21 protein-coding genes, 1 tRNA gene and 1 pseudogene are annotated in these 23,116 nt (G+C 62.8%); 12 read left to right on the top strand and 11 right to left on the bottom strand.

Annotated elements, in window-relative coordinates:
- Nucleotides 1-5 precede the first annotated feature (5 nt).
- A complete protein-coding gene (locus NKI22_RS03725; RefSeq protein ID WP_352483538.1) occupies nucleotides 6-1,232 on the top strand; it encodes a caspase family protein in 1,227 nt (408 codons plus the stop codon).
- Nucleotides 1,233-1,235: 3 nt separating this feature from the next.
- Here NKI22_RS03725 and NKI22_RS03720 read toward each other — a convergent pair whose 3' ends face one another.
- Nucleotides 1,236-1,472, bottom strand: coding sequence for a putative antibiotic biosynthesis monooxygenase (locus NKI22_RS03720; RefSeq protein WP_352483537.1), 237 nt, complete (start codon nucleotides 1,470-1,472; stop codon nucleotides 1,236-1,238).
- Between the two features lie 111 nt (nucleotides 1,473-1,583).
- Here NKI22_RS03720 and NKI22_RS03715 point away from each other — a divergent pair, with 111 nt between their 5' ends.
- Nucleotides 1,584-2,240, top strand: a complete 657-nt coding sequence (locus tag NKI22_RS03715) for a TetR/AcrR family transcriptional regulator (protein WP_352483567.1) — start codon at nucleotides 1,584-1,586, stop codon at nucleotides 2,238-2,240.
- 43 nt (nucleotides 2,241-2,283) lie between these two features.
- On the opposite strand, the gene NKI22_RS03710 is transcribed toward NKI22_RS03715, so the two are convergent.
- Nucleotides 2,284-3,201, bottom strand: coding sequence for a peptidylprolyl isomerase (locus NKI22_RS03710; RefSeq protein ID WP_023721047.1), 918 nt, complete (start codon nucleotides 3,199-3,201; stop codon nucleotides 2,284-2,286).
- A 253-nt stretch (nucleotides 3,202-3,454) separates the two neighbouring features.
- On the opposite strand from NKI22_RS03710, the gene secA reads away from it, so the two are divergent.
- Nucleotides 3,455-6,187 (top strand): preprotein translocase subunit SecA, encoded by a 2,733-nt coding sequence (gene secA / locus NKI22_RS03705; RefSeq protein ID WP_023721048.1) that lies wholly within the window; start codon nucleotides 3,455-3,457, stop codon nucleotides 6,185-6,187.
- A gap of 280 nt (nucleotides 6,188-6,467) precedes the next feature.
- Here secA and NKI22_RS03700 read toward each other — a convergent pair whose 3' ends face one another.
- Both NKI22_RS03700 and NKI22_RS03695 read right to left on the bottom strand, forming a co-directional pair.
- Nucleotides 6,468-7,418, bottom strand: a complete 951-nt coding sequence (locus NKI22_RS03700; protein ID WP_156948167.1) for a 2-hydroxyacid dehydrogenase — start codon at nucleotides 7,416-7,418, stop codon at nucleotides 6,468-6,470.
- Nucleotides 7,419-7,858: 440 nt separating this feature from the next.
- Nucleotides 7,859-8,044, bottom strand: coding sequence for a hypothetical protein (locus NKI22_RS03695; RefSeq protein ID WP_031194557.1), 186 nt, complete (start codon nucleotides 8,042-8,044; stop codon nucleotides 7,859-7,861).
- Between the two features lie 270 nt (nucleotides 8,045-8,314).
- Between NKI22_RS03695 and NKI22_RS03690 the strand changes: the two genes are divergently transcribed.
- The 3 genes from NKI22_RS03690 to NKI22_RS03680 all read left to right on the top strand — a co-directional run bounded on the left by NKI22_RS03690 (nucleotide 8,315) and on the right by NKI22_RS03680 (nucleotide 11,818).
- Nucleotides 8,315-9,715 (top strand): lipopolysaccharide biosynthesis protein, encoded by a 1,401-nt coding sequence (locus tag NKI22_RS03690; RefSeq protein WP_352850180.1) that lies wholly within the window; start codon nucleotides 8,315-8,317, stop codon nucleotides 9,713-9,715.
- Entirely contained in the window at nucleotides 9,715-10,995 is a 1,281-nt protein-coding gene (locus NKI22_RS03685; protein ID WP_023721052.1) for a GNAT family N-acetyltransferase, read from the top strand. The genes NKI22_RS03690 and NKI22_RS03685 overlap by 1 nt, the downstream gene beginning before the upstream one ends.
- A gap of 214 nt (nucleotides 10,996-11,209) precedes the next feature.
- Nucleotides 11,210-11,818 (top strand): hypothetical protein, encoded by a 609-nt coding sequence (locus NKI22_RS03680; protein ID WP_023721053.1) that lies wholly within the window; start codon nucleotides 11,210-11,212, stop codon nucleotides 11,816-11,818.
- A 221-nt stretch (nucleotides 11,819-12,039) separates the two neighbouring features.
- Here the strand turns inward: NKI22_RS03680 and NKI22_RS03675 are convergent, their stop codons facing one another.
- Nucleotides 12,040-12,777, bottom strand: a complete 738-nt coding sequence (locus tag NKI22_RS03675; RefSeq protein ID WP_352483536.1) for an SDR family NAD(P)-dependent oxidoreductase — start codon at nucleotides 12,775-12,777, stop codon at nucleotides 12,040-12,042.
- A gap of 154 nt (nucleotides 12,778-12,931) precedes the next feature.
- On the bottom strand, nucleotides 12,932-13,747 hold the full coding sequence (locus tag NKI22_RS03670; RefSeq protein WP_352483535.1) for an antibiotic biosynthesis monooxygenase: 816 nt from the start codon (nucleotides 13,745-13,747) through the stop codon (nucleotides 12,932-12,934).
- A 147-nt stretch (nucleotides 13,748-13,894) separates the two neighbouring features.
- On the opposite strand from NKI22_RS03670, the gene NKI22_RS03665 reads away from it, so the two are divergent.
- The 4 genes from NKI22_RS03665 (at nucleotide 13,895) to NKI22_RS03650 (ending at nucleotide 16,197) form a co-directional block, all read left to right on the top strand.
- A complete protein-coding gene (locus NKI22_RS03665; RefSeq protein ID WP_023721056.1) occupies nucleotides 13,895-14,326 on the top strand; it encodes a winged helix-turn-helix transcriptional regulator in 432 nt (143 codons plus the stop codon).
- 136 nt (nucleotides 14,327-14,462) lie between these two features.
- Nucleotides 14,463-15,062, top strand: coding sequence for a hypothetical protein (locus NKI22_RS03660; protein WP_352958210.1), 600 nt, complete (start codon nucleotides 14,463-14,465; stop codon nucleotides 15,060-15,062).
- Nucleotides 15,059-15,652 carry a hypothetical protein gene (locus NKI22_RS03655; protein WP_023721058.1) on the top strand — a complete coding sequence of 198 codons (594 nt, stop codon included), beginning with the start codon at nucleotides 15,059-15,061 and terminating at the stop codon, nucleotides 15,650-15,652. The genes NKI22_RS03660 and NKI22_RS03655 overlap by 4 nt, the downstream gene beginning before the upstream one ends.
- Nucleotides 15,652-16,197: a hypothetical protein gene (locus NKI22_RS03650; RefSeq protein ID WP_352817718.1), complete on the top strand. Its 546-nt coding sequence runs from the start codon at nucleotides 15,652-15,654 to the stop codon at nucleotides 16,195-16,197. Before NKI22_RS03655 ends, NKI22_RS03650 begins: the two co-directional genes overlap by 1 nt.
- Here NKI22_RS03650 and NKI22_RS03645 read toward each other — a convergent pair.
- The 4 genes and pseudogenes from NKI22_RS03645 to NKI22_RS03630 all read right to left on the bottom strand — a co-directional run bounded on the left by NKI22_RS03645 (nucleotide 16,190) and on the right by NKI22_RS03630 (nucleotide 20,742).
- Complete coding sequence (locus tag NKI22_RS03645; protein WP_352483533.1) at nucleotides 16,190-17,449, bottom strand: hypothetical protein; 1,260 nt, start codon at nucleotides 17,447-17,449, stop codon at nucleotides 16,190-16,192. The genes NKI22_RS03650 and NKI22_RS03645 overlap by 8 nt on opposite strands.
- Before the next feature lie 299 nt (nucleotides 17,450-17,748).
- A tRNA-Leu gene (locus tag NKI22_RS03640) sits at nucleotides 17,749-17,833 on the bottom strand.
- A 158-nt stretch (nucleotides 17,834-17,991) separates the two neighbouring features.
- The gene (locus tag NKI22_RS03635) at nucleotides 17,992-18,525 is read right to left on the bottom strand and encodes a CPBP family glutamic-type intramembrane protease (protein ID WP_023721061.1); all 534 of its coding nucleotides are present in this window, start codon (nucleotides 18,523-18,525) and stop codon (nucleotides 17,992-17,994) included.
- Nucleotides 18,526-18,883: 358 nt separating this feature from the next.
- Nucleotides 18,884-20,742: pseudogene (locus NKI22_RS03630) on the bottom strand (ABC transporter ATP-binding protein).
- Nucleotides 20,743-21,112: 370 nt separating this feature from the next.
- Between NKI22_RS03630 and NKI22_RS03625 the strand changes: the two are divergent.
- Together NKI22_RS03625 and NKI22_RS03620 are read left to right on the top strand one after the other, a co-directional pair.
- Complete coding sequence (locus NKI22_RS03625; RefSeq protein WP_352483530.1) at nucleotides 21,113-21,700, top strand: YqaA family protein; 588 nt, start codon at nucleotides 21,113-21,115, stop codon at nucleotides 21,698-21,700.
- Between the two features lie 29 nt (nucleotides 21,701-21,729).
- Nucleotides 21,730-22,248, top strand: coding sequence for a disulfide bond formation protein B (locus NKI22_RS03620; RefSeq protein ID WP_023721064.1), 519 nt, complete (start codon nucleotides 21,730-21,732; stop codon nucleotides 22,246-22,248).
- Nucleotides 22,249-22,478: 230 nt separating this feature from the next.
- Here the strand turns inward: NKI22_RS03620 and NKI22_RS03615 are convergent, their stop codons facing one another.
- A complete protein-coding gene (locus NKI22_RS03615) occupies nucleotides 22,479-23,036 on the bottom strand; it encodes an HNH endonuclease (RefSeq protein ID WP_023677956.1) in 558 nt (185 codons plus the stop codon).
- Between the last annotated feature and the right edge of the window lie 80 nt (nucleotides 23,037-23,116).

The following is a 23,116-nucleotide window of genomic DNA, read 5'->3' as shown; positions in this document are numbered from 1 at the left end:
GCCCCATGGGCAGGCTTGTGGTCTTGGCACTGGCGTTTCTGGGCTTTCTGCTGCTGCGCGCGGATGCGCAGACGGCGCGGCGCGTGGCGCTTGTGGTCGGCAACGGCAGCTACGCCAAAGCCGGCACGCTGGCCAATCCCGTCAACGATGCGCTCGACATTGCCGACAAGCTGCGCGCCATCGGTTTCGAAGTGATCGAAGGCAACGATCTCGGCAAGCGCGAGCTCGAACGCAAGATCGGCGAATTCTCCGATGCGCTGCAGGGCGCCGGTGCCGGGCTGTTCTACTATGCCGGCCACGGCCTGCAGGTCGACGGGCGCAACTTCATCGTGCCGGTCGACGCCAGGCTGGACATGCCGGTCAAGCTCCAGCTCGAGGCCGTGCCGATCGACGAGGTCCTCGACATCATGGAGCAGCAGACCAAGGTCAGCCTGGTCTTCCTCGATGCCTGCCGCAACAACCCGTTTGCGCGAAGTCTCAGCCGCAGCGCCACGACGCGCTCGGCGACGGCTCTCGCCGGCCTCGCCCAGTTCCAGTCGACACGCGGTTCATTCATTGCCTTCTCGACGGCGCCCGGCGCTGTGGCAATGGACGGGACGGGGCGCAACTCGCCCTTTGCGGCGGCACTTTTGCGGCATATGGCGGAGCCCGGACAGAGCATCAACGACATGATGATCGCGGTGCGCCGCGATGTCGTTTCCGCAACGCGCGAGGCGCAGCGTCCCTGGGAGCAGGGATCGCTGCTCGAGCGTTTCGAATTTGTGCCGGGCGGAGACAGTGCCCAGCAACCGAAACCGGCCGTCACCCCGGCGCCCGCGTCTGAGGTCGCAGCGCTCGAACGCTCCGTCGGCGACAAGGGCGCCATCGAGCAGTTTCTGCGCCACGACTATCTGGCGCCTGATGCCAAGGCGATGCGCGAGACCGTCAAGCGGCTTTACGGTGCGTCGGCCACCATCTACGGCACGCGCTACGACAGCGAGGCCATCGTCAAGGTCAAGACTGACTGGTTCGCGCAATGGGCGTCGTGGTCGTTCGGTCTTGAGCCCGGCAGCCTTGAGGTGACGCCGCACGGCAAGGACCGCGCCGATGCGGTTTTCGCCATGACCTACGATTATGTGCCGAAGGACCACTCGGCGCAGCGGCTGACCGGCAAGGCACGGGTCATGCTGGAACTCGTGCTGGCCGACGGCGAGTGGCGCGTTGCGTCGGAAACGTCGCAGGCGCTGGAATGAACATCACCGGACCGCTGGGTTAATGAACCCGCGAAACGCCCGCTGCACGCCCGGAATCAGTCCCCAGATCATGATCGAGACCATCAGCGGCGCGATGACCAGTGTACGCTGCCAGATTTGCCACTCCTTGGTCAGCGGAAAAACCATGTACAAAATGGCAGTGATCAGCGGGTAGACGCCGAGCAGCACCAGCAGGGCGAAGCGCAAGCGCGAAAAACGCGTGGCGACAGTCGAGGTCATTGCTGTTCTCCTTATCGTTACGGAACGTTCCGTTACATATGAAACGGATCGTTTCGTTTCGTCAAGGGGCTGTGTATGATGGCTGCTGAGATCATCGGCAAGGAAGACGAGATGGGCGAAACCACCGATCCCGGGCGCAAATCAGCCGGCGCACGGCGCAGCCCCGAAAGCGCCGATGCCATTCTCGATGCCGCCGAAGCGGTACTGGTCGAAGCCGGCTATTCCGGCTTCTCCATCGAGGCGGTGGCGCGGCGGGCGCGCGCCGGAAAACCGACGATCTATCGCTGGTGGCCAAGCAAGGCCGCTCTGCTGCTCGACGTCTACCAGCGGCAAAAGCGTGTCGACAATCCCGACACCGGGAACCTTGAGCAGGACCTCGTCGGCTTCCTGAAGAGCTTGTTTGCGCACTGGCGCGACACATCGTCGGGCAGCGTGTTCAGATCGCTGATTGCCGAGGCGCAGTCGGACGAAAAAGCGGCCGCCGCCCTTGCCGAATACGCGAGAGGCCGTCGTGTCCACACCGGCCAGATGGTCGAACGCGCCAAGGCAAGGGGAGAGGTGGCAGCCGATGTCGATGCCACTGTCGTCGCCGACCTGATCGCCTCGTACGCCTGGACGCATCTTCTGACGAACCGCCTCGACGAGGACGAAGCGACGCTGCACAGGGCGGTCGGCTATGTCTTGAAAGGCATCGTCGCTGGCGATGCCGGCGATGCCACGGCGGTCCGGCGGCGGCGTCGACGCATCATCGTTCGCCCTACCAAATAGAAGCGACAGGGCGGCAGCGCGCCCTGTCGTAGCTCAATCTGGCCTATTTCGCGCTTTCCAGTGCGTCGACCGTCTTCTTCAGGTTGGCATCGGGGATGTCGACCTTGGCGTTGGCGCGCAGCGACTTGACCAGCGCGAAATACTTGTCGCGGATGACCGCCTGGCGGGCCTGGTCCTTGACCTCGTCGAAGGCCGGCGGCTGCTTGGTGCGCTTGTCCTCGACCTTGATGACGTGCCAGCCGAACTGCGACTGTACCGGCTGCTCGGTGTATTTGCCGACCGCCAGCGCAAACGCCGCCTTGTCGAATTCCGGCACCATCTGGCCAGGCCCGAACCAGCCGAGATCGCCGCCGCTGGTCTTGCCGCTCGGATCGCTGGTGTGCTCGTTGGCAAGCTTCTGGAAATCGGCACCGCCGTCGAGCTGCTTGATGATGGCGTCCGCCTCTTCCTTCGTCTTCACGAGGATGTGACGGGCGTGCACCTCGTTGGTGGGCGGCGTGTTGGCGATTTCCTGGTCGTAGCGGGCGCGGACCTCGGCATCGGTAACTTTGTTGACGACGCCCTTCTCGACCATTTCGCCATGCAGCGCGCGCTGCTGCAGGAATGCCATGCGGCGCTGGAAGTCGGGATCCTTGTCGAGGCCGGTGGTCACCGCCTGGGCCGCCATCACGCGGATTTCGATCGCCGCCGACAGCGCCGCGGCGCGGCGCTGCTCGGGCGGAAGCTGCGCGAACTGCTGCGACAGCTCGCCCTCGGCAAGCCCAAGGTCTGCCTCGGTCAGCGTCTGGCCGTTGATGGTGGCGACCACGGCGTTCGGATCGACCGGCTTGGCCGCCGGGGCGGGTGCCGCCGGCTGGGCAGGGGCGGCTTCCTGCGCCATCAACGGCGACAGCGAGAGGGCCGACAGCCCGAATGCCAGACCAAGGCTGGCGAGCGACGCGCGGCGGAACAATACAGACATTACGATTATCTCCAAAGCGGGGTAGCTAGAGCGGAATGGCTTCCAGACCAGCAGGATTGTGGCGGAATTTGGCGCGGTCGACAGGGCGAGCGCGGCGTTGACATCGAATGAGCCCCCTCTTATCTGTCCAACGACTTTGCGTCCAGAACCGTTTTCCGGGCGCTTTTTGCGTTTGTCCGCGTTCACGCGGATTTGATGGGGGCCGGCCGGCGCCCGTCGCAATGACTTGGAATGCTATCGAAAGGGCCATTGGATGGTCAGTCTCGGCGGTCTCGCCCGTAAGGTTTTCGGCTCCTCCAACGATCGTCGGGTCAAATCGACCCGGCCGCGCGTCGAGGCGATCAATGCCATGGAAAACGAGATGCGGGCGCTTTCCGACGCCGAGCTTCAGGCCCGCACCGACAAATTCCGCCAGGACATCGCCAACGGCGCCAGCCTCGACGACCTTCTGGTGCCGGCCTTCGCTACCGTGCGCGAGGCCGCCCGCCGCGTGCTCGGCATGCGGCCGTTCGACGTGCAGCTGATCGGCGGCATGGTGCTGCACAATGGCGGCATCGCCGAGATGCGCACCGGCGAAGGCAAGACGCTGGTGGCGACGCTGCCGGTCTACCTTAACGCGCTCGCCGGCAATGGCGTCCATGTCGTCACCGTCAACGATTACCTGGCCACGCGCGACTCCGAATGGATGGGCCGCGTCTACAAATTCCTCGGCCTCAAGGTCGGCGTCATCGTCCACGGCCTGTCCGACGAGGAGCGCCGCGTCGCCTACGCCGCCGACGTCACCTACGCCACAAACAACGAGCTCGGCTTCGACTATCTGCGCGACAACATGAAATACGAGCGCGCCCAGATGGTGCAGCGCGGTCACAGCTACGCCATCGTCGACGAAGTCGATTCCATCCTGGTCGACGAAGCCCGCACGCCGCTGATCATTTCCGGTCCGCTCGAGGACCGTTCGGAAATGTACAACACCATCGACACCTTCATCATCCAGCTGCAGCCGCAGGACTACGAGATCGACGAGAAGCAGAAGACCTCGATCTTCACCGAAGAAGGCACCGAGAAGCTGGAGAACATGCTGCGCGATGCCGGCCTGCTCAAGGGCGAGTCGCTCTACGACGTCGAGAATGTCGCCATCGTCCATCACGTCAACAACGCGCTGAAGGCGCACCGGCTGTTCCAGAGGGACAAGGACTATATTGTCCGCAACGGCGAGATCGTCATCATCGACGAGTTCACCGGCCGCATGATGCCCGGCCGCCGCTATTCGGAAGGCCTGCACCAGGCGCTCGAGGCCAAGGAGCATGTGGCGATCCAGCCGGAGAACCAGACGCTCGCCTCGGTCACCTTTCAGAACTATTTCCGCCTCTACAAGAAGCTGGCCGGCATGACCGGCACGGCGCTGACCGAGGCCGAGGAATTCGCCAACATCTACAATCTCGACGTCACCGAGATCCCGACCAACCTGCCGGTCATCCGCATTGACGAGGACGACGAGGTCTACCGGACGGTAGAGGAGAAATACAAGGCGATCGTCAAGGAGATCAAGGAAGCCCGCGCCAAGGGCCAGCCGACGCTGGTCGGCACGACTTCCATCGAGAAGTCGGAGCAACTGGCTGAACGCCTGCGCAAGGAAGGTTTCAAGGATTTCGAGGTGCTGAACGCCCGCCACCACGAGCGCGAGGCGGCGATCGTCGCCCAGGCGGGCAAACCGGGCGCCATCACCATCGCCACCAACATGGCCGGCCGCGGCACCGACATCCAGCTCGGCGGCAATGCCGACATGCGCATTGCCGAGGAGCTTGGCGACATGCCGGCCGGCCCCGAGCGCGAGGCCAGGGAAAAGGACATCCGCGACGACATCGCCCGGCTGAAGGAAAAGGCACTCGCCGCCGGCGGTCTTTATGTGCTCGCCACCGAACGCCATGAATCGCGCCGCATCGACAACCAGTTGCGCGGCCGCTCGGGCCGCCAAGGCGATCCCGGCCGCTCGAAATTCTTCCTGTCGCTGCAGGACGACCTGATGCGCATCTTCGGCTCCGAGCGCATGGACGGCATGCTGCAGAAACTCGGCCTCAAGGAAGACGAGGCAATCATCCATCCGTGGATCAACAAGGCGCTGGAAAAGGCGCAGAAGAAGGTCGAGGCGCGCAACTTCGACATCCGCAAGAACCTGTTGAAATATGACGACGTCTCGAACGACCAGCGCAAGGTGGTGTTCGAGCAGCGCATCGAGCTGATGGACGGCGAAGGCTTGTCCGAGACCATCACCGAGATGCGCGAAGGCGTCATCGAGGAGATCGTCGCCAAGAACATTCCCGAAAACGCCTATGCCGAGCAGTGGAACGTCGCCGGGCTCAAGGCCGAGATCGCCGAATTCCTCAATCTCGATCTGCCGGTCGAGGACTGGGTCAAAGAAGAAGGCATTGCCGAGGACGACATCCGCGAGCGCGTCAGCCAGGCTGCCGAAGCCGCCGCCAAGGAGCGCGCCGAGCGCTTCGGCCCCGACGTGATGACCTATGTCGAGCGCTCCGTGGTGCTGCAGACGCTCGACCATCTGTGGCGCGAGCACATCGTCAATCTCGACCATCTGCGCTCGGTCGTCGGCTTCCGCGGCTATGCCCAGCGCGATCCGCTGCAGGAGTACAAGGGCGAGGCGTTCGAGCTGTTCCAGGCGATGCTGGGCAATCTGCGCCAGGCCGTCACCGCGCAATTGATGCGCGTCGAGCTGGTCCGCCAGGCGGCGGACGCGCCGCCGCCCGAGGCCCCTGACATGTTCGGCAGCCATATCGACGGCAGCACCGGCGAAGACGATTTCGACGGCGGCGAGACGGCCGTGCTGGTCCGCCAGGAAAGCAACGCCATCGTCGCCCCCGAAGACCGCGACCCGAAGAACCCGGCAACCTGGGGCAAGGTCGGCCGCAACGAGGCCTGCCCGTGCGGGTCGGGCAAGAAGTACAAGCACTGTCATGGGGCGTTTGCGTAAGGCTGCGCTTTCCTTCTCCCCGTGATGGGGAGAAGGTGCCCTAAGGCGGGGCGGCACGGACGTCTGCGACTAGCCAATCTCCCCACCTGAGGGGGAGATGGCCGGCAGGCCAGAGGGGGGCGGTGTCCCGCCGACACCAAAATACGCATTTCGAATTTTCTGTATCTCGACCGGCGGTGGTGTTTGAGTTTGAAATCTAATAGCCGGGTGACGCACGCGCTGATGTCCGCGCTTCATGAAGATCGGAACCTGCTAAAGTGGGTAAAGACACTACTTTGATTCAATAACCCCGTTCGAGGTCGATCTTGTTGGACAGAGGCTCTCCTCTGGCGACTTGACCGCAGAGATCGGCGGCCTGGTCGATTCCAGAATCCACCCAGAAGCTCGCGACATGAGGTGTGACGGTCACCTTGGGATGAGTCCACAACGGCGATGAAGCCTCCAGCGGTTCACGCTCAAACACGTCAAGACAAGCACCAGAAAGCTGACCTTCGTCGAGAGCGCGGATCAGGTCGGCTTCGTTGACATGCGCGCCCCTGCCGACATTCACAAGGTAGGCACCTCGCTTCATTTTTCCAAAGGCACTCAAGTTCAGTATCCCACGAGTCTCACCAGTCAGGGGAAGTGAACAGATAACGTAGTCCCGACTTGTGAGTGCGCCCGCAAGCTGGGCACGGCCAAAGTAACTGTGTATGCCAGGAAGCGTCTTTTGATGACGAGACCAGACTGCTGTGTCGTAGCCAAAGTCCGCAAACAGCTTTGCGGCCCAGCCACCGATCCGGCCCGCACCAAGCACAACTATTCTTGTCTCGGAGATCTTCCGCGGCGCGATCGGATTCCACAACTTGCGGGCTTGTAGACTCATGTAATCCGCAACATGCCGTTGCTGGCAGAGAACGCGAAGGACGATGTACTGCACCACTTCCGAAGCCTGCTCACGCGTTGCGAGCCTGATGAGCGGAACACTCTTGGGAAAGCTCTGAAGATCAATACCCTCGACACCGGCTCCCAAATAGACGACGGCGCTTAGCCCCGTCATGGCATCAAAAAAGCCAGGACTGGCGCCCTTGTCGATCAGCACAATGTCTATGTCACTTTTGTTCCCGGCGTCTGGCCAAAGCCTGAACTCCAGCTGCGGCACACGGGTTTTCAGCTCAGCAGCCCACACTTGTGCATCAATGTAGTCAGGATACTCATTGACCATCAGAACGGTAATGGGCTCGCCTAACACTTCGCCCCTCCAAGATTCAGGTAATCAGGCATCCACCGGATTACCGTTCTGTTGAGACTGAGGTTTGCGCAAACTGGCACCAGTTGCAAGATCAGACCCCGGCAAAAATGGCGTTGGTGATCCGCCAAAGCCGTGATGTCTGCCCGCTGCCGGCCGAGGATGTCGATTTCGCTTTCTTCAAGGCATAGTTCTCCCCTTGTTTTGCTGAAACGCATGACAACCGGGCCGGTCACGCCGGTGATGGATGGGGCGATGGCCGGAGTTCCGCGATCAGCCGCAGGATGTCGGTGAAGAGTTGCCTCGGGATAGCGACCTCCGCATCTGGAAGGCGACATAACGCCCATGGCTGATAACCTCGGCAACGATCTTGATGAGCTTCTTTGTGAGCTGGTAAGTGGTGCCAGAACATCCTTCCTGGCCTTTAGGTCCGGTTGGCATTCTTAGTTCTCCGCATGGCTAAAGACGACAGCGCCGTTGTCCTTACGAACTTCAACGGACACGATTCCATCGTCACCCTTTCGGGTTTGGAACATGGAGGTTGCATGATCTTTCGCGGTCTTCTCGTCGTCGAAGATCACCTTGTCGACGATGCCCTGCCTTCCATACCAAATGACAGTGTAGACCATTGTTGCTGCCATGCGTTCCGCTAAGCATATAGGCGTTTTCGCATATGGGGCAAACGAGATAGGCGTTTCCGCGTATTTCAAACTGAGACACTAAAGAGCAGGGTGAAGGGTTGCGCGAATGATGAATATGAAGCAGCGCGCCGCCCCTCATCCGCCTGCCGGCACCTTCTCCCCGTGAACGGGGCGAAGGAACACCCACCCAACCGTTTCTTAATGTGTTTTCGCTACACGCATAGCCAGAAAAGAAGCGGAAAACGGAGTGTGATCGGGGTGCGCTTTTCCGCGGCGACGACAGCCGGGCGGTTCCTGCCGCAGCGCTTTGCGCTGCGCATAAGGCCGCTGCTTGGCCTGATCGATGCCGTGCTGTTCAGCGCCGGCGAGCGCGGCGAAGCCGGCCGCATGTCGCTGATCGCCTTTTCGGTCCGCATCGTCAGCGCCGTCATCGCCTTCGTCAGCCAGGTCTTGATGGCGCGCTGGATGGGCTCGTTCGAATACGGCATTTTCGTCCTCGTCTGGGTAACGATGGTCATCGTCGGCAACCTCGCCTGCCTTGGCTTCCACACCTCGGTCATCCGCTTCATTCCCGAATATCGCGAGCGCGGCATGCTGGCCGAATTGCGCGGCATCGTGCAGGCCAGCCGGCTGTTCGTGCTGGTTGCCTCGACGGTGATCGCCGGTCTCGGCGCGCTCGGCGTCTGGCTGCTGTCGTCCTATATCGAAAACTATTACGTCATGCCGTTCATCCTCGGCATCATCTGCCTGCCGATGATCGCCATGTCCGACCTTCTGCAAGGGCTGGCGCGGGCCAATTCCTGGGCGCTGTTTGCGCTGTCGCCGACATTTCTGGTGCGGCCGCTGCTGATTCTGGCGTTCATGGCGCTGATGCTGCTGGCGGGCTACGCGCCCGACGCCAGAACGGCGATCTTTGCCGCAATCGCCGCCACCTACGCCACCACGCTCGGCCAGCTCATCGGCGTCACCTCGCGGATGGACAGACGGATCCCGGCCGGGCCGATGAAGCTGCATTTCGGCCAATGGTTCATCGTCTCGCTGCCGATCTTCCTGGTCGAGAGCTTCTTCTTCCTGCTCACCAATGCCGACGTGCTGATGGTCGGCGCCTATCTCGAACCCAACGACGTCGCCGTCTATTTCGCCACCGTCAAGACGCTGGCGCTGGTGCATTTCGTCTATTTCGCTGTCAAGGCCGGCGTTGCCCAGCGCTATGCGCAGTTCACCCATGGCGAGCCGCACAAGCTCGCCGCCTTCGCCCGCGAAACCGTGTCGTGGACGTTCTGGCCGTCGCTGGCGATGGCGCTGCTGGTGCTGGCCCTGGGCGAGCCGATGCTGACCTTGTTCGGCCCGGAATTTGCCGCCGGCTATCCGCTGCTGTTCCTTTTGGTGTTCGGCGTCGTCGCCCGGGCCGCCGTCGGCCCTTGCGAAAGCCTGCTCACCATGAGCGGCAACCAGAACATCTGCGCCGCCGTCTACGCCATGACGCTGGCCTTCAACATCGCGCTCAGCGTCGTGCTGATCCCGCTCTTCGGTCTGTGGGGCGCAGCGATGGCCACCGTCTTCGCCATGATCTTCGAGGCCGGCGCGCTGTCCTTCACGGTCTGGCGCAAGCTCGGCATCGCCATGGTCATTTTCGTGCCCGCCAAAGGAGCCGCCTGATGGCTGCCGTCCCCTTGCTCGAGGAAACCAGCGGCGGCCCGGCCGGCGCCATGGTGTCCGGCCTTGCCGGGCTTGCGCGCGAAGCCGATCCCGCCCATGTCGAGATCCTCGCCAACAACCGGCCCGAGCGCAAGCTTGCCATCTATCCGGCCTCCGCCGGCTTCGACCTGGTCGAGGAGCTCGACTATCTCTGCACCCGCACGATCGAGCCGAACGTCTTCTTCAATCCGCGCTTCCTGGCTCCGGCCATGCCGAGGCTCGAGGACCGCGAGGTGCGGCTGGCGGTCATCCGCGACGGCGACCAGTATCGCAACCGGCTGCGCCTGCTGGTGCCGTTCTCGGTCGAGCGGCCGATGGTGCCGCTCGGGATTCCCGTCATGCGCACCTGGTCGAGCCCGTTCGGCCCGATCGGCACGCCGCTGGTCGATCGCGACGATCCGATCGGCGTCATCGAGGATTTCTTCTCGATGCTGTCCAGGCCGCATCTCAAGCTGCCGAAGGTCTTCGTGCTGCCCGACATAAGGCTGGATGGTCCGGTGGCGAGCCTGCTCGCCAGCGTCGCCGAGACGCGCGGCCTGACGCTGGTCACCACCGGCAAGGCCGACCGCCCGGTGCTCGAAAGCGAGCTCGACGGCGAGGCGTATCTGAAGGCTTCGCTGCGCGCCCACCATTATCGCGAGTTTCGCCGCCTGAAGCGCCGCCTCGCCGACCTCGGCCGGCTGGAGCATGTCGTGGCGCGCGGGCCCGACGAGATCCGCCACGCCATCGAAAATTTCCTGACATTGGAGGCCGCCGGCTGGAAAGGCCGCGAGCGCACCGCCATGGCCATCGACCGCTACCGCGCCGCCTTCGCCCGCGAGGCGGTGCACCGGCTGGCCGAGCAGGATCTTTGCCGCATCCATTCGCTGACGCTCGACGGCCGCACCATCGCCTGCCTGGTCGTCTTCGTCGAGGCCGGCGTCGCCTATACCTGGAAGACCGCCTATGACGAGACGCTCGCCGCCTATTCGCCGGGCACGCTGCTGATGATCGAGGTGACCAGGCAGCATCTCGACGACCCCAACATCATGATGACCGATTCCTGCGCGGTGCCCGACCACCCCGTGATGAGCCGGCTGTGGAGCGAACGCAAGCCGATGGGCACGCTGGTGATCGGGCTGACGCCGGACGCCGACCGCCCCGCCCGCCAGGCGGCCTCGCAGCTTCACCTCTACCGCGAGACCCGCAACATGGCGCGCCTGCTGCGCAACCGGATGAGAAGCCTGCTGCGGCGACGGTAGCGCATCGGGTCCAAAGGGGGACCCGGCCCGGCCGACCGTCTCCGCACCATCGACCTGCTCCGGCCTAGGTCGTCAGGGTTAATTCTCCCGATCAGCGGAAAGGATTAGCATCGACGCAGTCCCAACAGGGATGAGGCGATCAATTACGGCCGCGCGTCCAGCATCACTGCCGCCTCGGTCCTGCACGGCCAGAAGAAAAATCTGGGAGGAATGCATGACGAAAACAACTCACCTCAGGCGTCTCGGTATCCTCACATTGGCAGGTCTCGTCGGCGCGTGTCTGAACGCCGCCGCTCCTCGGGCCGCCGAACCCGACAAGGCCGAGATCGATGCCCTGCGTAAATCGCTGTCCAGGTATGAAGACTACAAGGTTGCCATTCGCGAGCTTTATCTGTCGACGGTTGGATGCGTCTTCTACAGCGGCGAAAAGGTAGAGGGAGCGATGGACTACCCGAAGGGCGCGATGGGCATCCATTTCGTCAACGTCACGACTGTCGGCCCGACCGCGGATCCGACGCGCCCCAATGTGCTGATCTATGAGCCGGTCGGCGGCGAATTGCGCCTGGTCGGTGTGGAATGGCTCGTGCCCTTGACGCCGGACACCAAGGAGCCGCCGAAGCTCTTCGGCCAGACATTCATGGGGCCTATGGAGGGGCATTATCCGCTCATCCCGAAGGAGTTCCACCACTACGACCTTCACGCCTGGCTGTTCAAGGAGAACCCGCTCGGAATGTTCAGCCCGACGAACCCGGACGTGAAATGCGACAATTATGCGTTTCCGATGCCGGAGCAGCCGACCAAGATGGTGCCGGGGCCGATGTGATAGCGGCTCGGGCTGCGATCCGCAGCTTGCCAGGAAGGGCTGCCGGATCTCAGACGTTATCCCAGAGGACGCTCCTGGGATAACGCCCAAGTAACCTCTCGAGGTTTCCCGGAAGAAAATGGTGCCCTCAGCCCGGATCGAACCGGCGACGCATCGGCAGCCTAGGGCAATTTCGCCATAGCGCATTCGCTGCGGGGCCGTTGGGCTCGCAGCGCGGTCGCCTATGACTTGGCGGGCATGGCTTGGACGAAAGCCGCCATCTGGCGTTCGAGCGCCTTGAACGCGCTGCCGCGCCAGCTCTCGGCCATGGACGCCGATTTTGGATCGGGGAAAATTTCCTCCTCCCCTCGCGCCATGCCGTCCAGGATACCTTTCGCGACGCTCTCCGCAGAGCTCTTCGGGATGTCGGCGTCTCTGCTCATGTCGGTGTCTATGGGACCGGACAGGACCGCATGAACGCTCACGCCACGAGCGCCGGCGAGAGCACGGAGCGATTGCGTCATGGAGAACGCGGCGGCCTTCGACAGCGAGTAGGACGGAATAATCGGGAAGGGAACGAGGGCCGCTTCCGACAGGATGTTGACCACGGCGCCGCGCGAACTCGTGAGCAGCGGCAGGAATGCGTCGGTTACGCCGTGCACGCCGAGCAGGTTGACGGCGAGGTGTCGCTCGAGCGCAGCACGATCGCCGAGGTCGTCGTAGAGCCCGATGCCAGCATTGTTGATGAGGATATCGAGAGACCCGACCCTTTCGACAGCCGCCTCAATCTGCGCCGTATCGGTCACGTCCAGGATCAGCGGCGTGACACGCCGATCCGCGTGGGCGAGCGGTTTGCGCGCGCCGGCATAGACGCGCTTGGCACCCCGCCTCAATATTTCCTCGACCAGCGCCTTGCCGAGGCCGCGGTTGGCCCCGGTTACCAGAACGGCCTTGTCTGTGACTTCCATCGATTTTGGCACGGCGATCTCTCCTCCTACTTGCATGAATGCAAGCCATTCGTTCTTGCATCATGCAAGTAGGTTATAATTTTCTGTTCCATGCTTGGATGCCGTCCCCCATTGCATTGCTCCAGGGCAGCCGGCACCGGCACCGTCGCCGGGCGAACCCTTGCAATCAGGACCCGACTTCCAATGTCGTGTAGGAGATCGGCGAAGGCCGCTCCAGGAAGGCGCCGGTTATGGCCGAAACGAAATTCTTCGCGTCCGCCGAGCCCAGAAAAGCGTCGCGCTCCTGCTTCGATGCCCAGCGCTCGACGCAGATGGTAACGTTCGGCTCTGCCTCCGAGCGAAAGACGCTGTAGTCGATGCATCCGCTTTGCTTGCGGGCCGCGCCGGCTACGTCCCGCAGGGCATCCCGCACCTTGCTCTCGATGCCGGGCTTCGCCGCTGCCGTCGTCATGACGATCATCTCGGCGCCATCGCTCGCTGTCTTGCGCTCGAGGCCGATGTTCTCGTTTTGCGGCACGACCGTTGGATTGGCGTTCTCTTCGCCCTTGTTGGGCTGCCCCTTGCCCGTCGAAATCAGGTCGCGAAGACTCGCGACATAGAAGCGCCAGGAGTCATGGCAGACGTCGTAGCATTCTTCACTCGGCTTCAGCCCGACATGGGTGAAGCGCAGCTCGGTACCCTTGTCGGTCGGCGCGATCTCGAAGACCACGTCCGTGCCGGTCCACTCGGTCGCATCCTTGACGAAGTTGAAGTAGTTCTGGACGACGTGCCAGACGACCTTCTTGCCGGGCACAAGCTCCGTAACCTTGAAGGTACCGCGGTGGATATCCTTGAAGTGATAGTAGAATATCGCACCGGGCTTGTTGGTATCGCCGTCGATGTCTTCGGACCACCAGGCGCGCGGATTGACAACCGCCGCAAAAACCTCTTCCGGGCTTTGCTCAACGACAAATAACGTCGTGTAATCTTCATCCTTTTTCATGACATATCTCCTGTCTGGATCCGACGGTTGATGGGCACCCAAGTCTCGGGCGATGAAGTGAGCGACGCTCTCTCGAGCTCCATCGCTTGCATCATGCAAGCACAATGCATACTTGCATGATGCAAGTCAACAGGGTATGTTCACGCCATGCTTGGTCGTCTTTATGAAAAACAGAACTGCTCGGCCTCACGCGCCCTGGAGCTGGTCGGCGAGCGCTGGAGCCTGTTGATCCTGCGCGACGCGATGTTCGGCGGCTACACGCGCTTTTCGCAATTCCAGAAGAGCCTGGGGATTGCCACCAACATCCTGGCCAAGCGCCTCGAGGATTTCGTCGAGGCCGGCCTGATGGACCGTCGTCCGGGTGCCGCCGGCGAGCAGGCCGAATACGTCCTGACCCGAAAGGGGCTGGAATTCAAAACGGTCATCATCGCGCTGACCGAGTGGGGCGACAAATGGGTGCGGCCCGGACCCATCTTCTACTGCGACCAATCCGACGGCAGGCCCGTCGAGGTGCAATTGCGCCGCGCCGACAATGGCAAGCGGGCCGATTTCGCCGACGTCGTGGCGGCCCTCCGCTAGGCACGGCGGCGGGTCCGGCCCGCAGCACGATCCAAGACGAAGCTGTTTCGAATTGTGCCATAAATGTTACCGCATAGCTCACCTCTCCAGGTTGCATCTGTGGCTCGGGTCTGGTGGATAGTCCGCGGGAGGAAACATGTCCGTCGGACAGCGATCGACTTTGCGGCAGCGTCTTTTTGCGTTTCTCGTCGCCGGCCTTGGTGGCCTCGCGGCGGCCGCCGCGTCATTCGCAATGACGGTGTATGAAGCATCCAACTCGCGGCCAACTCCAACGGTCGCAGCCGGCGAGCCCATCGACACCGGGCGCTGGGTTATTACGTTTCGCGGTGCCCGAACCGGCTCGGTTCCGCCGAGGGGAACCGAGCCGTCCCAGCCGAAGACCTTTTTGATGGTCGAATTCGACCTCGACAACCGCTCGGCGGCGACCAGCAACGCCTTCGCGTCCATGTTTGACATCGACCCGCCGATCACGGACGTGCAGGCGCCGGCCTTCTATCTTGCACGCGACAAATGGATCGCAAGCGGCGTCCATCCCGGCATACCGGAACACATGATCGCCGCCTGGGAGTGGCCGAAGGCGCAGCCGCTGCCGCAGGATCTGCGTCTCGTGGTGGGCAGCCAGATCTACAAGCGGCGTGACAATCTCTACGGCGGCTCGGGCTGGTTCGATCGCGATCCGGTCGCGATCGTGGCATTGCCGGTAAAGACCGAAATGGTCGTCGGGCCGGGGCAATGAGAACAGGTCTCAAGGAAACCGGCGCAATCATCTTCGCGGCGGCGATCCTCTACGCAATGCAGCGGACTACCCCGCTCTACAGCAACATCACCTCGCCCGTCTCGATTGCTGGCGAGCAGGGTAAGCGCACCGACGCACGCGCCTTCGCGCTGGCCGTCGGCGACGTGCATCTCGCGCGTACCGTAAGGATCGAGCGCTTTGGCCAGACCCGGACCTACACCACTTCCGGGGTCTGGGTCCTGGTCGAGGCCGCCGCCGAAGCAAAACGCGAGAGCCTGACCCTGACCTCCGCCGAATGGCTCGGCCCGAGCGGGTTGCGCTATTCTCTCAGCCAGCGCATTTCCACCATGCCGGCAATGCTGCCGGCAGAGCGGCTGGAGCCGGGACTGCCAAAGCCCGTGCTCATGGCTTTCGAAGTCCCGGAAAACGAACTTGCGGGCGGAACCGTGCTGGTCGCGCCATCGGCATTCACACCGCTGGGTGAAGAGGTCCGGGTGGCAATCACCGAACTTGCGGTGGGCGACATCCCTGGCGCCGTGACGATCCGCCGGAGCGATGGCCCGATGCCTTGGACGCTGGAGACCGAGTGATGGCGGAGGCCATTTCCCGTGCCGAGAGACGCCGCTACTGGCTGAGCTTTGCTGGGCTGGGCTTCGCTCTGCCGGTTGCAGTGCTGGTGCATTCCTGGGAAAGCCTGGAGGCATGGCGATCCGGTAGCGACCGCGACCCGATCGCGGTCGACAGGGGTGAGTCGCAGCGCTACGCCGGGGCCGAATGGCGGCTGACAACGCTGTCGCGCCTGCCCGGCGGCTCGGCAGATGAAGCCGTCGTGCTGGCCGAATTCGAGGCGAGGATCGAGGATCCTGGTCTCCTTGCAGAAAGCCCCTGCGCCGTTGTGCTCACAGACGCCGAAGGCCGCCGCTGGCTGCCTGCCTTCCTGACCCGGCCCGTCGTGCGCAAGATGCAGCCCGAGGCAGCCGACAAGCCCCGCTGCGGCGGGCTGGCCTTCCAGGGCGCCGGCACGCACGGCACGGCGCGCATGGCCGAGACTTTCGTCATTCCGGCGACGGCAAGCGGCCTTGCGCTGTCGGTCACGCTGGCGAACGCCAGGCCGCGCCATCTGCTCTTCAGGTAGCGACCCTCAGCGGCTGCCGTTGCGCCGCCACCGCAAATTCAAGCACCGCCGCCAGCAGCGCGATCCTCAAGGCGTCGAGCACTATGCCGCCGTCAAGATCGCTCGGACTGCCGATGAACACGCTGGCGAAGCTGAAGACGACCTGCCATGTATCGAGGTCTGGCGCGCCGAGCGTCCGCGTCGCGCCAAACCACAGCCAGGCGCAAAGCCAGCCGATCAGCCGGTAGGCGACGACGAAGGTGAGCAGCGTCGCGAGTCCTGCGCCGAGCGTGAGCTTGAGACAGGCCCAAATCGGCGCATAGCGCGAGCGGTAGCCGCCGAGGAAATGCGTGATGAAGTCGCTCAACCATTTGCGCCAGGTGGACCCGCGCGACGGCGGCGGCGCGGCCGCTGCCGAAGCGGCCGTCAGCTCGTAGCCGTTGATGATCGCCGCCATGACCAGCCAGACCATTGGCAGAAGCGCATAGAAGAACAGGCTTTGCGCCTGTTCCAGGATGCCGGGCTGCCTGAACTCGACCGGCGTGAAGCCTTCGGCAGCGTGAGCGGCGATCGACAGGACAAGCGATCCTGCGCCCATGCTGAGTTCGCTGCGCAACGCACTAGCCCCGATCCAGGTGATGAACTCGTCCTTCCAGATATCGAGCGCATAGAGCCCGATAAAAATCCAGCTTGCATCCGCCGCCACGACGAGCAGCCGCCAGTAAGGCCTGCGCGCGCCTTTGTTCATGCGCTTCGCGAACCAGCGGACCAACCAGCAGCCGACAATCGACGCAATGAGGCCGCTGGAGCGCAGCAGGCCGAATATGTCGGCGCTTTCTCCCAGCGGAATGCGTTCGAGCGCCAGCCGCGAATATTCTCGCACACTGTCGCCGAGGAATCCCCATGCGGCGTAATAGGCGAAGAAGGGCAAGATGGCGGCCGCGGTCACCGCCAGCAAGTGGTCGGCGGGCTGGGACGTTTTCTCCTGTTTCGCACCGCTTGCCGACATTTGGCGAAGCGAGGCGAGTGCCGGCAGTCCCGGACGCAGGGCGACGAACATCGCCACGATGACCAGAAGCTTCGTCAGCACCACCAGCGAAAGCACAACCATCCCGCCGAGGGGATTGACGAGGCCCACCGTGACTGCCGCGTTGAGCAGGAGGTCGCGCGCTACATAGCCGATGGCGCCGAGAAGCAGCAGTTGCGGCCAGAAGCGGGCAATAAGACCCACGGTAAGGGAAAGAGGCCTGACAATATCGTCGGTCGTTGTCATGCCATGTGCATAGCCGAGCAAGACCGGCGCCTCAATCCACGGAATGTCCGGTTCGGCTATACCAGCTGACCGCGGAGTTGGCGGCGCATCCCTCGTGATGGCGGGGACCGCAGCACGCCCGATTGCGGTGGTGAGGAACGCCCAATTGCGCTTGGGTCTAGTCCGCGCACCGTTCAGCGGAAGCTTGGGCAGCTTGCGGCAACAGGCAAGACGCAACCATTCGATGCCGTCGAGGGCGTCGTGGACGATCCCACCGACGCCCTTGGGTTTAATAAGAAGTGGCGTGGGAATTTAAGAAATGGTGCCCCTAGCCGGGATCGAACCAGCACTCCTTGCGGAACTCGATTTTGAGTCGAGCGCGTCTACCAATTCCGCCATAGGGGCTCAGGCCGGGCGGCCTGGATGGGCGCGGACTATACGGTTGGAGGCCTGTTCGTCAACTGGCCAATTCCCGAGACCCTATCTAGCCCAAGCCCAGGCTTTCGATTTCGTCGATCGGAGGCTTCGGTCCATAGTGGGCATCTCAGCCCGTTTGAACCCTTCTACCTCAACAGCGGCCACAGAATGCCGATGAATGCTGACACCCCATCCATGAGCCAATGCGCCGTCGCCAGCGGCAGGATGCGGCGCACGCGCAGGTACACGAGGGTGATGAATGTCGAATGGGCGATAGGCGCCAAGAGCCGGTAGAGCATGAAGTGTGGGTCGAACGTCAGCGGCATCACGGCGTGCTGAAACGACCAGGAAAACGCTACGACGGCAACGGCAAATCCCGTGCTTCCCGACAAGACTTGGAAACGCGGCAGAAGATAGCCGTTATAGGTGGTCTGCTCCGTAATGCCCCAGACCAACGGAAAGATCAGCACCCCGTAAAGCGCAGGCAAGAGCGGCAAAGGTCCGTATATTTGCAGTGCATCAGGGTTGCCGTAGACCAACAGGCTGCTGGCGATGATCCCACCGTAGATGAAAACGAGGCTCGGGAGGATGAGCGCGACGCCCAACAACAGATCGCGCCCCAAGCGTTTGCGATCGAAGCTGATAAAATCGAGCAGCGTGATGCCCTCGCGCCCGTGCAAGCCACCACAGGAGACCAAGGCAGCCCGCGTCGATCAAACTGCCGTATGCCGGCAGCCAAGCCCCTGCGTCGCGCCAGGGCGTTGCCGAACCGTGCGCTGCATAAATGGCCGCAACCAGGCCCTGCGCGGCAACAGCGAACGCCGAGCGCGCGAACAACATCAAGGCGGGGCCGGACCATGTCAGCACGCCGGCAGATCGCCGCTCGAGAATGGCGGCACGGGAGTTCGGGACTGTGGCTTCGCTCATGATCGGCTTCCGAACGCTACGGTGGAAACGAGTTCAGCCAATTCCGGTTTCTGGAGTGAAAGCAGAATGTGTCGAGCCGGCCATGAGCAAAACATCATCACCGAGGGCGGCTCACATCTCCTCGATGGCGTCGGCAATGTAGCCGCCGGTCTGACGCTTCCACAGTCGGGCATAGAGCCCGTCGCGTTCCAACAGCGCCGATGGTTTTCCCTCCTCGACGATGCGGCCTTTGTCGAGGACGACGATCCGGTCCATCCTGGCAATGGTCGACAGGCGATGGGCGATGGCGATCACGGTCTTGCCCTCCATCAGAACCGCGAGCTTGGACTGGACCGCCGCCTCGGCTTCGCTGTCCAGTGCGGACGTCGCCTCATCGAGAACCAGGATTGGCGCATCCTTGAGCAACACCCGGGCGATCGCGACGCGTTGGCGCTGGCCGCCGGAAAGCTTCACGCCGCGATCGCCGACGAAAGCGTCGTAGCCGGTGCGGCCTTCAGCATCTCTGAGATCGGCGATGAAGCCGTCGGCCTCGGCCAGCAGCGCGGCGTGCTCCAACGCCTCCGGCGGGGCATCGGGCCGGCCGTAGCGGATGTTGTCGCCGACGGAGCGATGCAGCAGCGAGACGTCCTGGGTGACGACGCCGATGCTCTCCCGAAGGCTGGCCTGGGTCACGCTGCGGAGATCCTGTCCATCGATCAGGATCGCGCCGCCCTTCAGCTCGAAGAACCTTAGGAGCAGGCTGACAAGGGTCGACTTGCCGGCCCCGGAGAGGCCGACGAGCCCGACCTTCTCGCCTGCGCGCACGGTGAGCGACAGGTCTTCGATCACCCTTTGGCCCTCGCGGTATTCGAACTGGATGTTCTTGAACTCGACTTCGCCGGCCGTGACGTCGAGCGGGTTGGCGTTCGGCGCGTCTTTTATAGTCGGCGGCGTCGTCACGACCGGCATTGCGTCGCGGATCGTGCCCACCGCCTGGAAAATCTGCTGGCCCATCTGCAGGAAGGCACGGGAGTTGGCATTGAGCCGCTGAACGATGGCGATCGATGCGGCGAACTGGCCAATCGTGACAAAGCCGGCGACAAATCCCCAGAGCCCTATGGCAACGTTGGTGAGAAAGAGCGCAACATTGAGCAGGACGACGCCCATGTCGGTCGTCAGATAGATGCGCCTTTCGCGCTGCTGGGTCTCGATGGCGTTTTCCATGACGGTGCGCATTGCGCCCGCCTCGCTGTCTTCCGCCGCAAACAGCTTGACCATCTGGATGTTGCTGTAGAGGTCGGTCATGGCGCCGACAACAAGGCTGCGCCCCGCGCCGAGCGGCGCGAGCGTTCGGAATATTGGGGCACCGCCACCACCGCAATGGCGATGTTGGCGGCGATCCAGACGAACACCGGAAGCGCCAGCGGCCAGGATAACGCGCCAAGCAGAACGAGCGAACCGACGAGCTGCACCAGAAACAGCGGTATTCTGTAAAAGGCCACGACGATCTGCTGCTGCACGGCGGATGCGACTTGCGAAATGCGCGACGCAACCTGACCTGCGAAGAGATCGTGGAAGAAGGCAAGGTCCTGGCGTTCCACCGCCTTGTGGCCCTGCCATTGCATCGCCGCCGGCATGCATACGGCCACCGTCTGCGAGTTCAGCGCATTGCCCAGGAAGATGAGCAACGGCAGCACGGGGAAAACCAGCACGCCGAGCACGACCAGCGTCGGCCAGTCCTCGTGCAGGAAAACCGCCGCGCCCTTCGCGCTCACCCCGTCGACGACGAACGAGGCCCCCCAGATCGTCGCAAGGTTGATCCCCTCGATCGCCATCATCAAGACGGTAATGGCCGCAAGAGTGCCGCGGAACATCCTCGCGAAATGCAGGAGCAGCGCAAACGGCCCGCTCGCTGGCAGCGGCCCGGGTGGAATATCCAGCGGACGGATGAGCGTCTCAAAGGGGCGGTAAATGAAATCGGAGAACGTCATGGCGGCGCAAAGGGCGGATGGAAAGACAGGATGTGACAAAAATCGCCGTATTTAAACACGGATCGTGTTCGACGGGAAAACCCACGATTTATTAGATATTGCCTTGACGCACTTCAGGCGGGCAGGTGCTCGATGCCATGGCCTGGTCGTCAACTGGCCAAATCCCGACATCTGGGCTCGCTCAAGCCTCAGCCTTTCGATTTCGTGAAGCAGCTGCCATTGTGCAGCGCGGAAAATCTTTCTAGACAGGCGGCGCATGTCATTGAAGCGCACCTTGTCCGACGAGATTGATACGGCGCGCTTCCAAGTCTTGTTTGTACATGTCGTGACCCAAGACCACTACCGGTTTGGGCGTGCATTAGGAGTGCCGATGCTTCGCGGACTTTACGACTGGACCTTGTCGCTGGCGGCCAGCAAATCGGCCGAATGGTGGCTGGCCTTCATCGCCTTCGTCGAGAGCTCGGTGTTCCTGGTGCCGGCCGACGTGCTCTATCTGCCGATGGCGCTTTCGCGGCCGGATCGCGCCTATCGTTACGCGCTGGTCGCCACCGTCGCCTCGGTGCTGGGCGGCATCGCCGGCTGGTTCATCGGGCACTACGCCTATGACGCGGTGGCGCGGCCGATCCTCGAATTTTACGGCAAATATGACGAGTTCGAGGCGATGCGCGTCTCGTCGGGTGTTGGCTTCATCATCCTGATGCTGGTCACCTCCGGCCTCGCCCATCTGCCGCCGATCAAGGTGGTGACAATCCTGTCCGGCGTCATCGGCGTTCCTTTGCTGCTGTTCATCGTGCTGGCAATCGTTGCGCGCGGAGCTCGCTTCCTGTTTCTCGCCTGGCTCTTGCGCCGCTATGGCGAGCCGATCCGCCACTTCATCGAAAAGCGCCTTGGCCACATTGCGGGCGCCGGCGCCGCTGCCCTGATTTTGCTCTATATCGTCGTCAAATACGCCGTCTGAACGGCATCGAACCGAATGGACTGATTCCGATGACAGCGACCGTGAATGCCGATACCGGACGCCAGCGGCTGCGCACCGCCCTGTTCCTCGCCGTCGCCATGGCCGCCACAGTCGGCTCGGCGCTGGCCTTCCAGTATGTTGGCGGCTACATCCCTTGCAAGCTCTGCCTCGAGCAGCGCACCCCTTACTATGTCGGCGTGCCCTTGATGCTGCTGGCGGTGCTTGCGTCGGCCCTTAAGGCGCCCGCCTGGATAAGTCGTGGCCTGCTGGCCATTGGCGGCCTGCTGATGCTCTACGGCCTCTATCTCAGCGTTTATCACTCCGGCGTCGAATGGGCGTGGTGGCCGGGCCCGACCGATTGCACCGCAGCCGCCGGACCGGTGGACACCGGCGGCAAGGGCGTGCTCGACGCGCTCGACAAATTCGTCCCGCCCTCCTGCGACAAGGCGGCGCTCCGCATCCTCGGCCTGTCCTTGGCCGGCTGGAACGCCATCGCCAGCTTTGTCCTGGCAGTCGTCGCCTTCCGCAGCGCCTTTGCCCGCGATTGAGCGGTTCACCCTTGCGCCGACGCGAGATTATTCAAGAATTCGGCAGGCTGAGTCGTATCAAGTGATTATCGAGAACCGGAGCGGAGCGTACTAAAGTACGTGAGCACCAGCCTACGCCAGCCGTAGCCTTAACTACCACACCACGACCGCTCATGAATGCTTCGGCCGGCGAAGGCCGGAAGCGCAGAAAATCGCTTCAGACGGCCAGCCTCCCGAATTATCGGATGATCTCAAGGCTCCAGTTCGACATCCCAGTACAGATAATCCATCCAGCTTTCGTGCAGATGGTTGGGCGGGAACAGCCGGCCGTTATTATGCAAATCATGCACCGTCGGCTGGTAGGGCTTCTGCAGCGGCCACATCTTGGCGTGGGCCGGCATCATGCCGCCCTTCCTCAGATTGCAGGGCGAGCAGGCAGCGACGACATTCTCCCAGGTCGTGGCGCCGCCGCGATGGCGCGGAATGACATGGTCGAACGTCAGATCGTCCGGCGTGCCGCAATATTGGCACTGGAAACGGTCGCGCAGGAAGACGTTGAACCGGGTAAACGCCGGATGCCTCGACGGCTTCACGTAGGCCTTCAGGCTGACGACACTCGGCAGCTTCATCGAAAAGGTCGGCGAAGACACGGCGTGTTCGTATTCGGCGACGATGTTCACCCTCTCGAGGAACACCGCCTTGATGGCATCCTGCCAGGACCAGAGCGACAGGGGGTAATAGCTGAGCGGACGGTAATCCGCATTCAGCACCAGCGCTGGAAGCCCATCCGGAGATACGGCAACCGTCACGTCGTTGACCTCCTTCACCCTAGAACCGGTCGACGCGGATACTGTAAGCCCGACATGACAGGGATGTGAAGCGGATTGTC

Source organism: Mesorhizobium sp. M0778, from assembly GCF_040320105.1.
Lineage (GTDB): Bacteria > Pseudomonadota > Alphaproteobacteria > Rhizobiales > Rhizobiaceae > Mesorhizobium.
The sequence above is the reverse complement of the archived record's forward strand: the minus strand, read 5'-3'. Positions and strand labels throughout refer to the sequence as shown.

Excerpts from the sequence above, each read along its gene's own strand:
- NKI22_RS03725 (WP_352483538.1), top strand. The coding sequence starts at position 6 with ATGGGCAGGCTTGTGGTCTTGGCACTGGCGTTTCTGGGCTTTCTGCTG.
- NKI22_RS03720 (WP_352483537.1), bottom strand. The coding sequence starts at position 1,472 with ATGACCTCGACTGTCGCCACGCGTTTTTCGCGCTTGCGCTTCGCCCTG.
- NKI22_RS03715 (WP_352483567.1), top strand. The coding sequence starts at position 1,584 with ATGGGCGAAACCACCGATCCCGGGCGCAAATCAGCCGGCGCACGGCGC.
- NKI22_RS03710 (WP_023721047.1), bottom strand. The coding sequence starts at position 3,201 with ATGTCTGTATTGTTCCGCCGCGCGTCGCTCGCCAGCCTTGGTCTGGCA.
- secA (WP_023721048.1), top strand. The coding sequence starts at position 3,455 with ATGGTCAGTCTCGGCGGTCTCGCCCGTAAGGTTTTCGGCTCCTCCAAC.
- NKI22_RS03695 (WP_031194557.1), bottom strand. The coding sequence starts at position 8,044 with ATGGTCTACACTGTCATTTGGTATGGAAGGCAGGGCATCGTCGACAAG.
- NKI22_RS03685 (WP_023721052.1), top strand. The coding sequence starts at position 9,715 with ATGGCTGCCGTCCCCTTGCTCGAGGAAACCAGCGGCGGCCCGGCCGGC.
- NKI22_RS03680 (WP_023721053.1), top strand. The coding sequence starts at position 11,210 with ATGACGAAAACAACTCACCTCAGGCGTCTCGGTATCCTCACATTGGCA.
- NKI22_RS03670 (WP_352483535.1), bottom strand. The coding sequence starts at position 13,747 with ATGAAAAAGGATGAAGATTACACGACGTTATTTGTCGTTGAGCAAAGC.
- NKI22_RS03665 (WP_023721056.1), top strand. The coding sequence starts at position 13,895 with ATGCTTGGTCGTCTTTATGAAAAACAGAACTGCTCGGCCTCACGCGCC.
- NKI22_RS03660 (WP_352958210.1), top strand. The coding sequence starts at position 14,463 with ATGTCCGTCGGACAGCGATCGACTTTGCGGCAGCGTCTTTTTGCGTTT.
- NKI22_RS03655 (WP_023721058.1), top strand. The coding sequence starts at position 15,059 with ATGAGAACAGGTCTCAAGGAAACCGGCGCAATCATCTTCGCGGCGGCG.
- NKI22_RS03650 (WP_352817718.1), top strand. The coding sequence starts at position 15,652 with ATGGCGGAGGCCATTTCCCGTGCCGAGAGACGCCGCTACTGGCTGAGC.
- NKI22_RS03645 (WP_352483533.1), bottom strand. The coding sequence starts at position 17,449 with ATGACAACGACCGACGATATTGTCAGGCCTCTTTCCCTTACCGTGGGT.
- NKI22_RS03625 (WP_352483530.1), top strand. The coding sequence starts at position 21,113 with ATGCTTCGCGGACTTTACGACTGGACCTTGTCGCTGGCGGCCAGCAAA.
- NKI22_RS03620 (WP_023721064.1), top strand. The coding sequence starts at position 21,730 with ATGACAGCGACCGTGAATGCCGATACCGGACGCCAGCGGCTGCGCACC.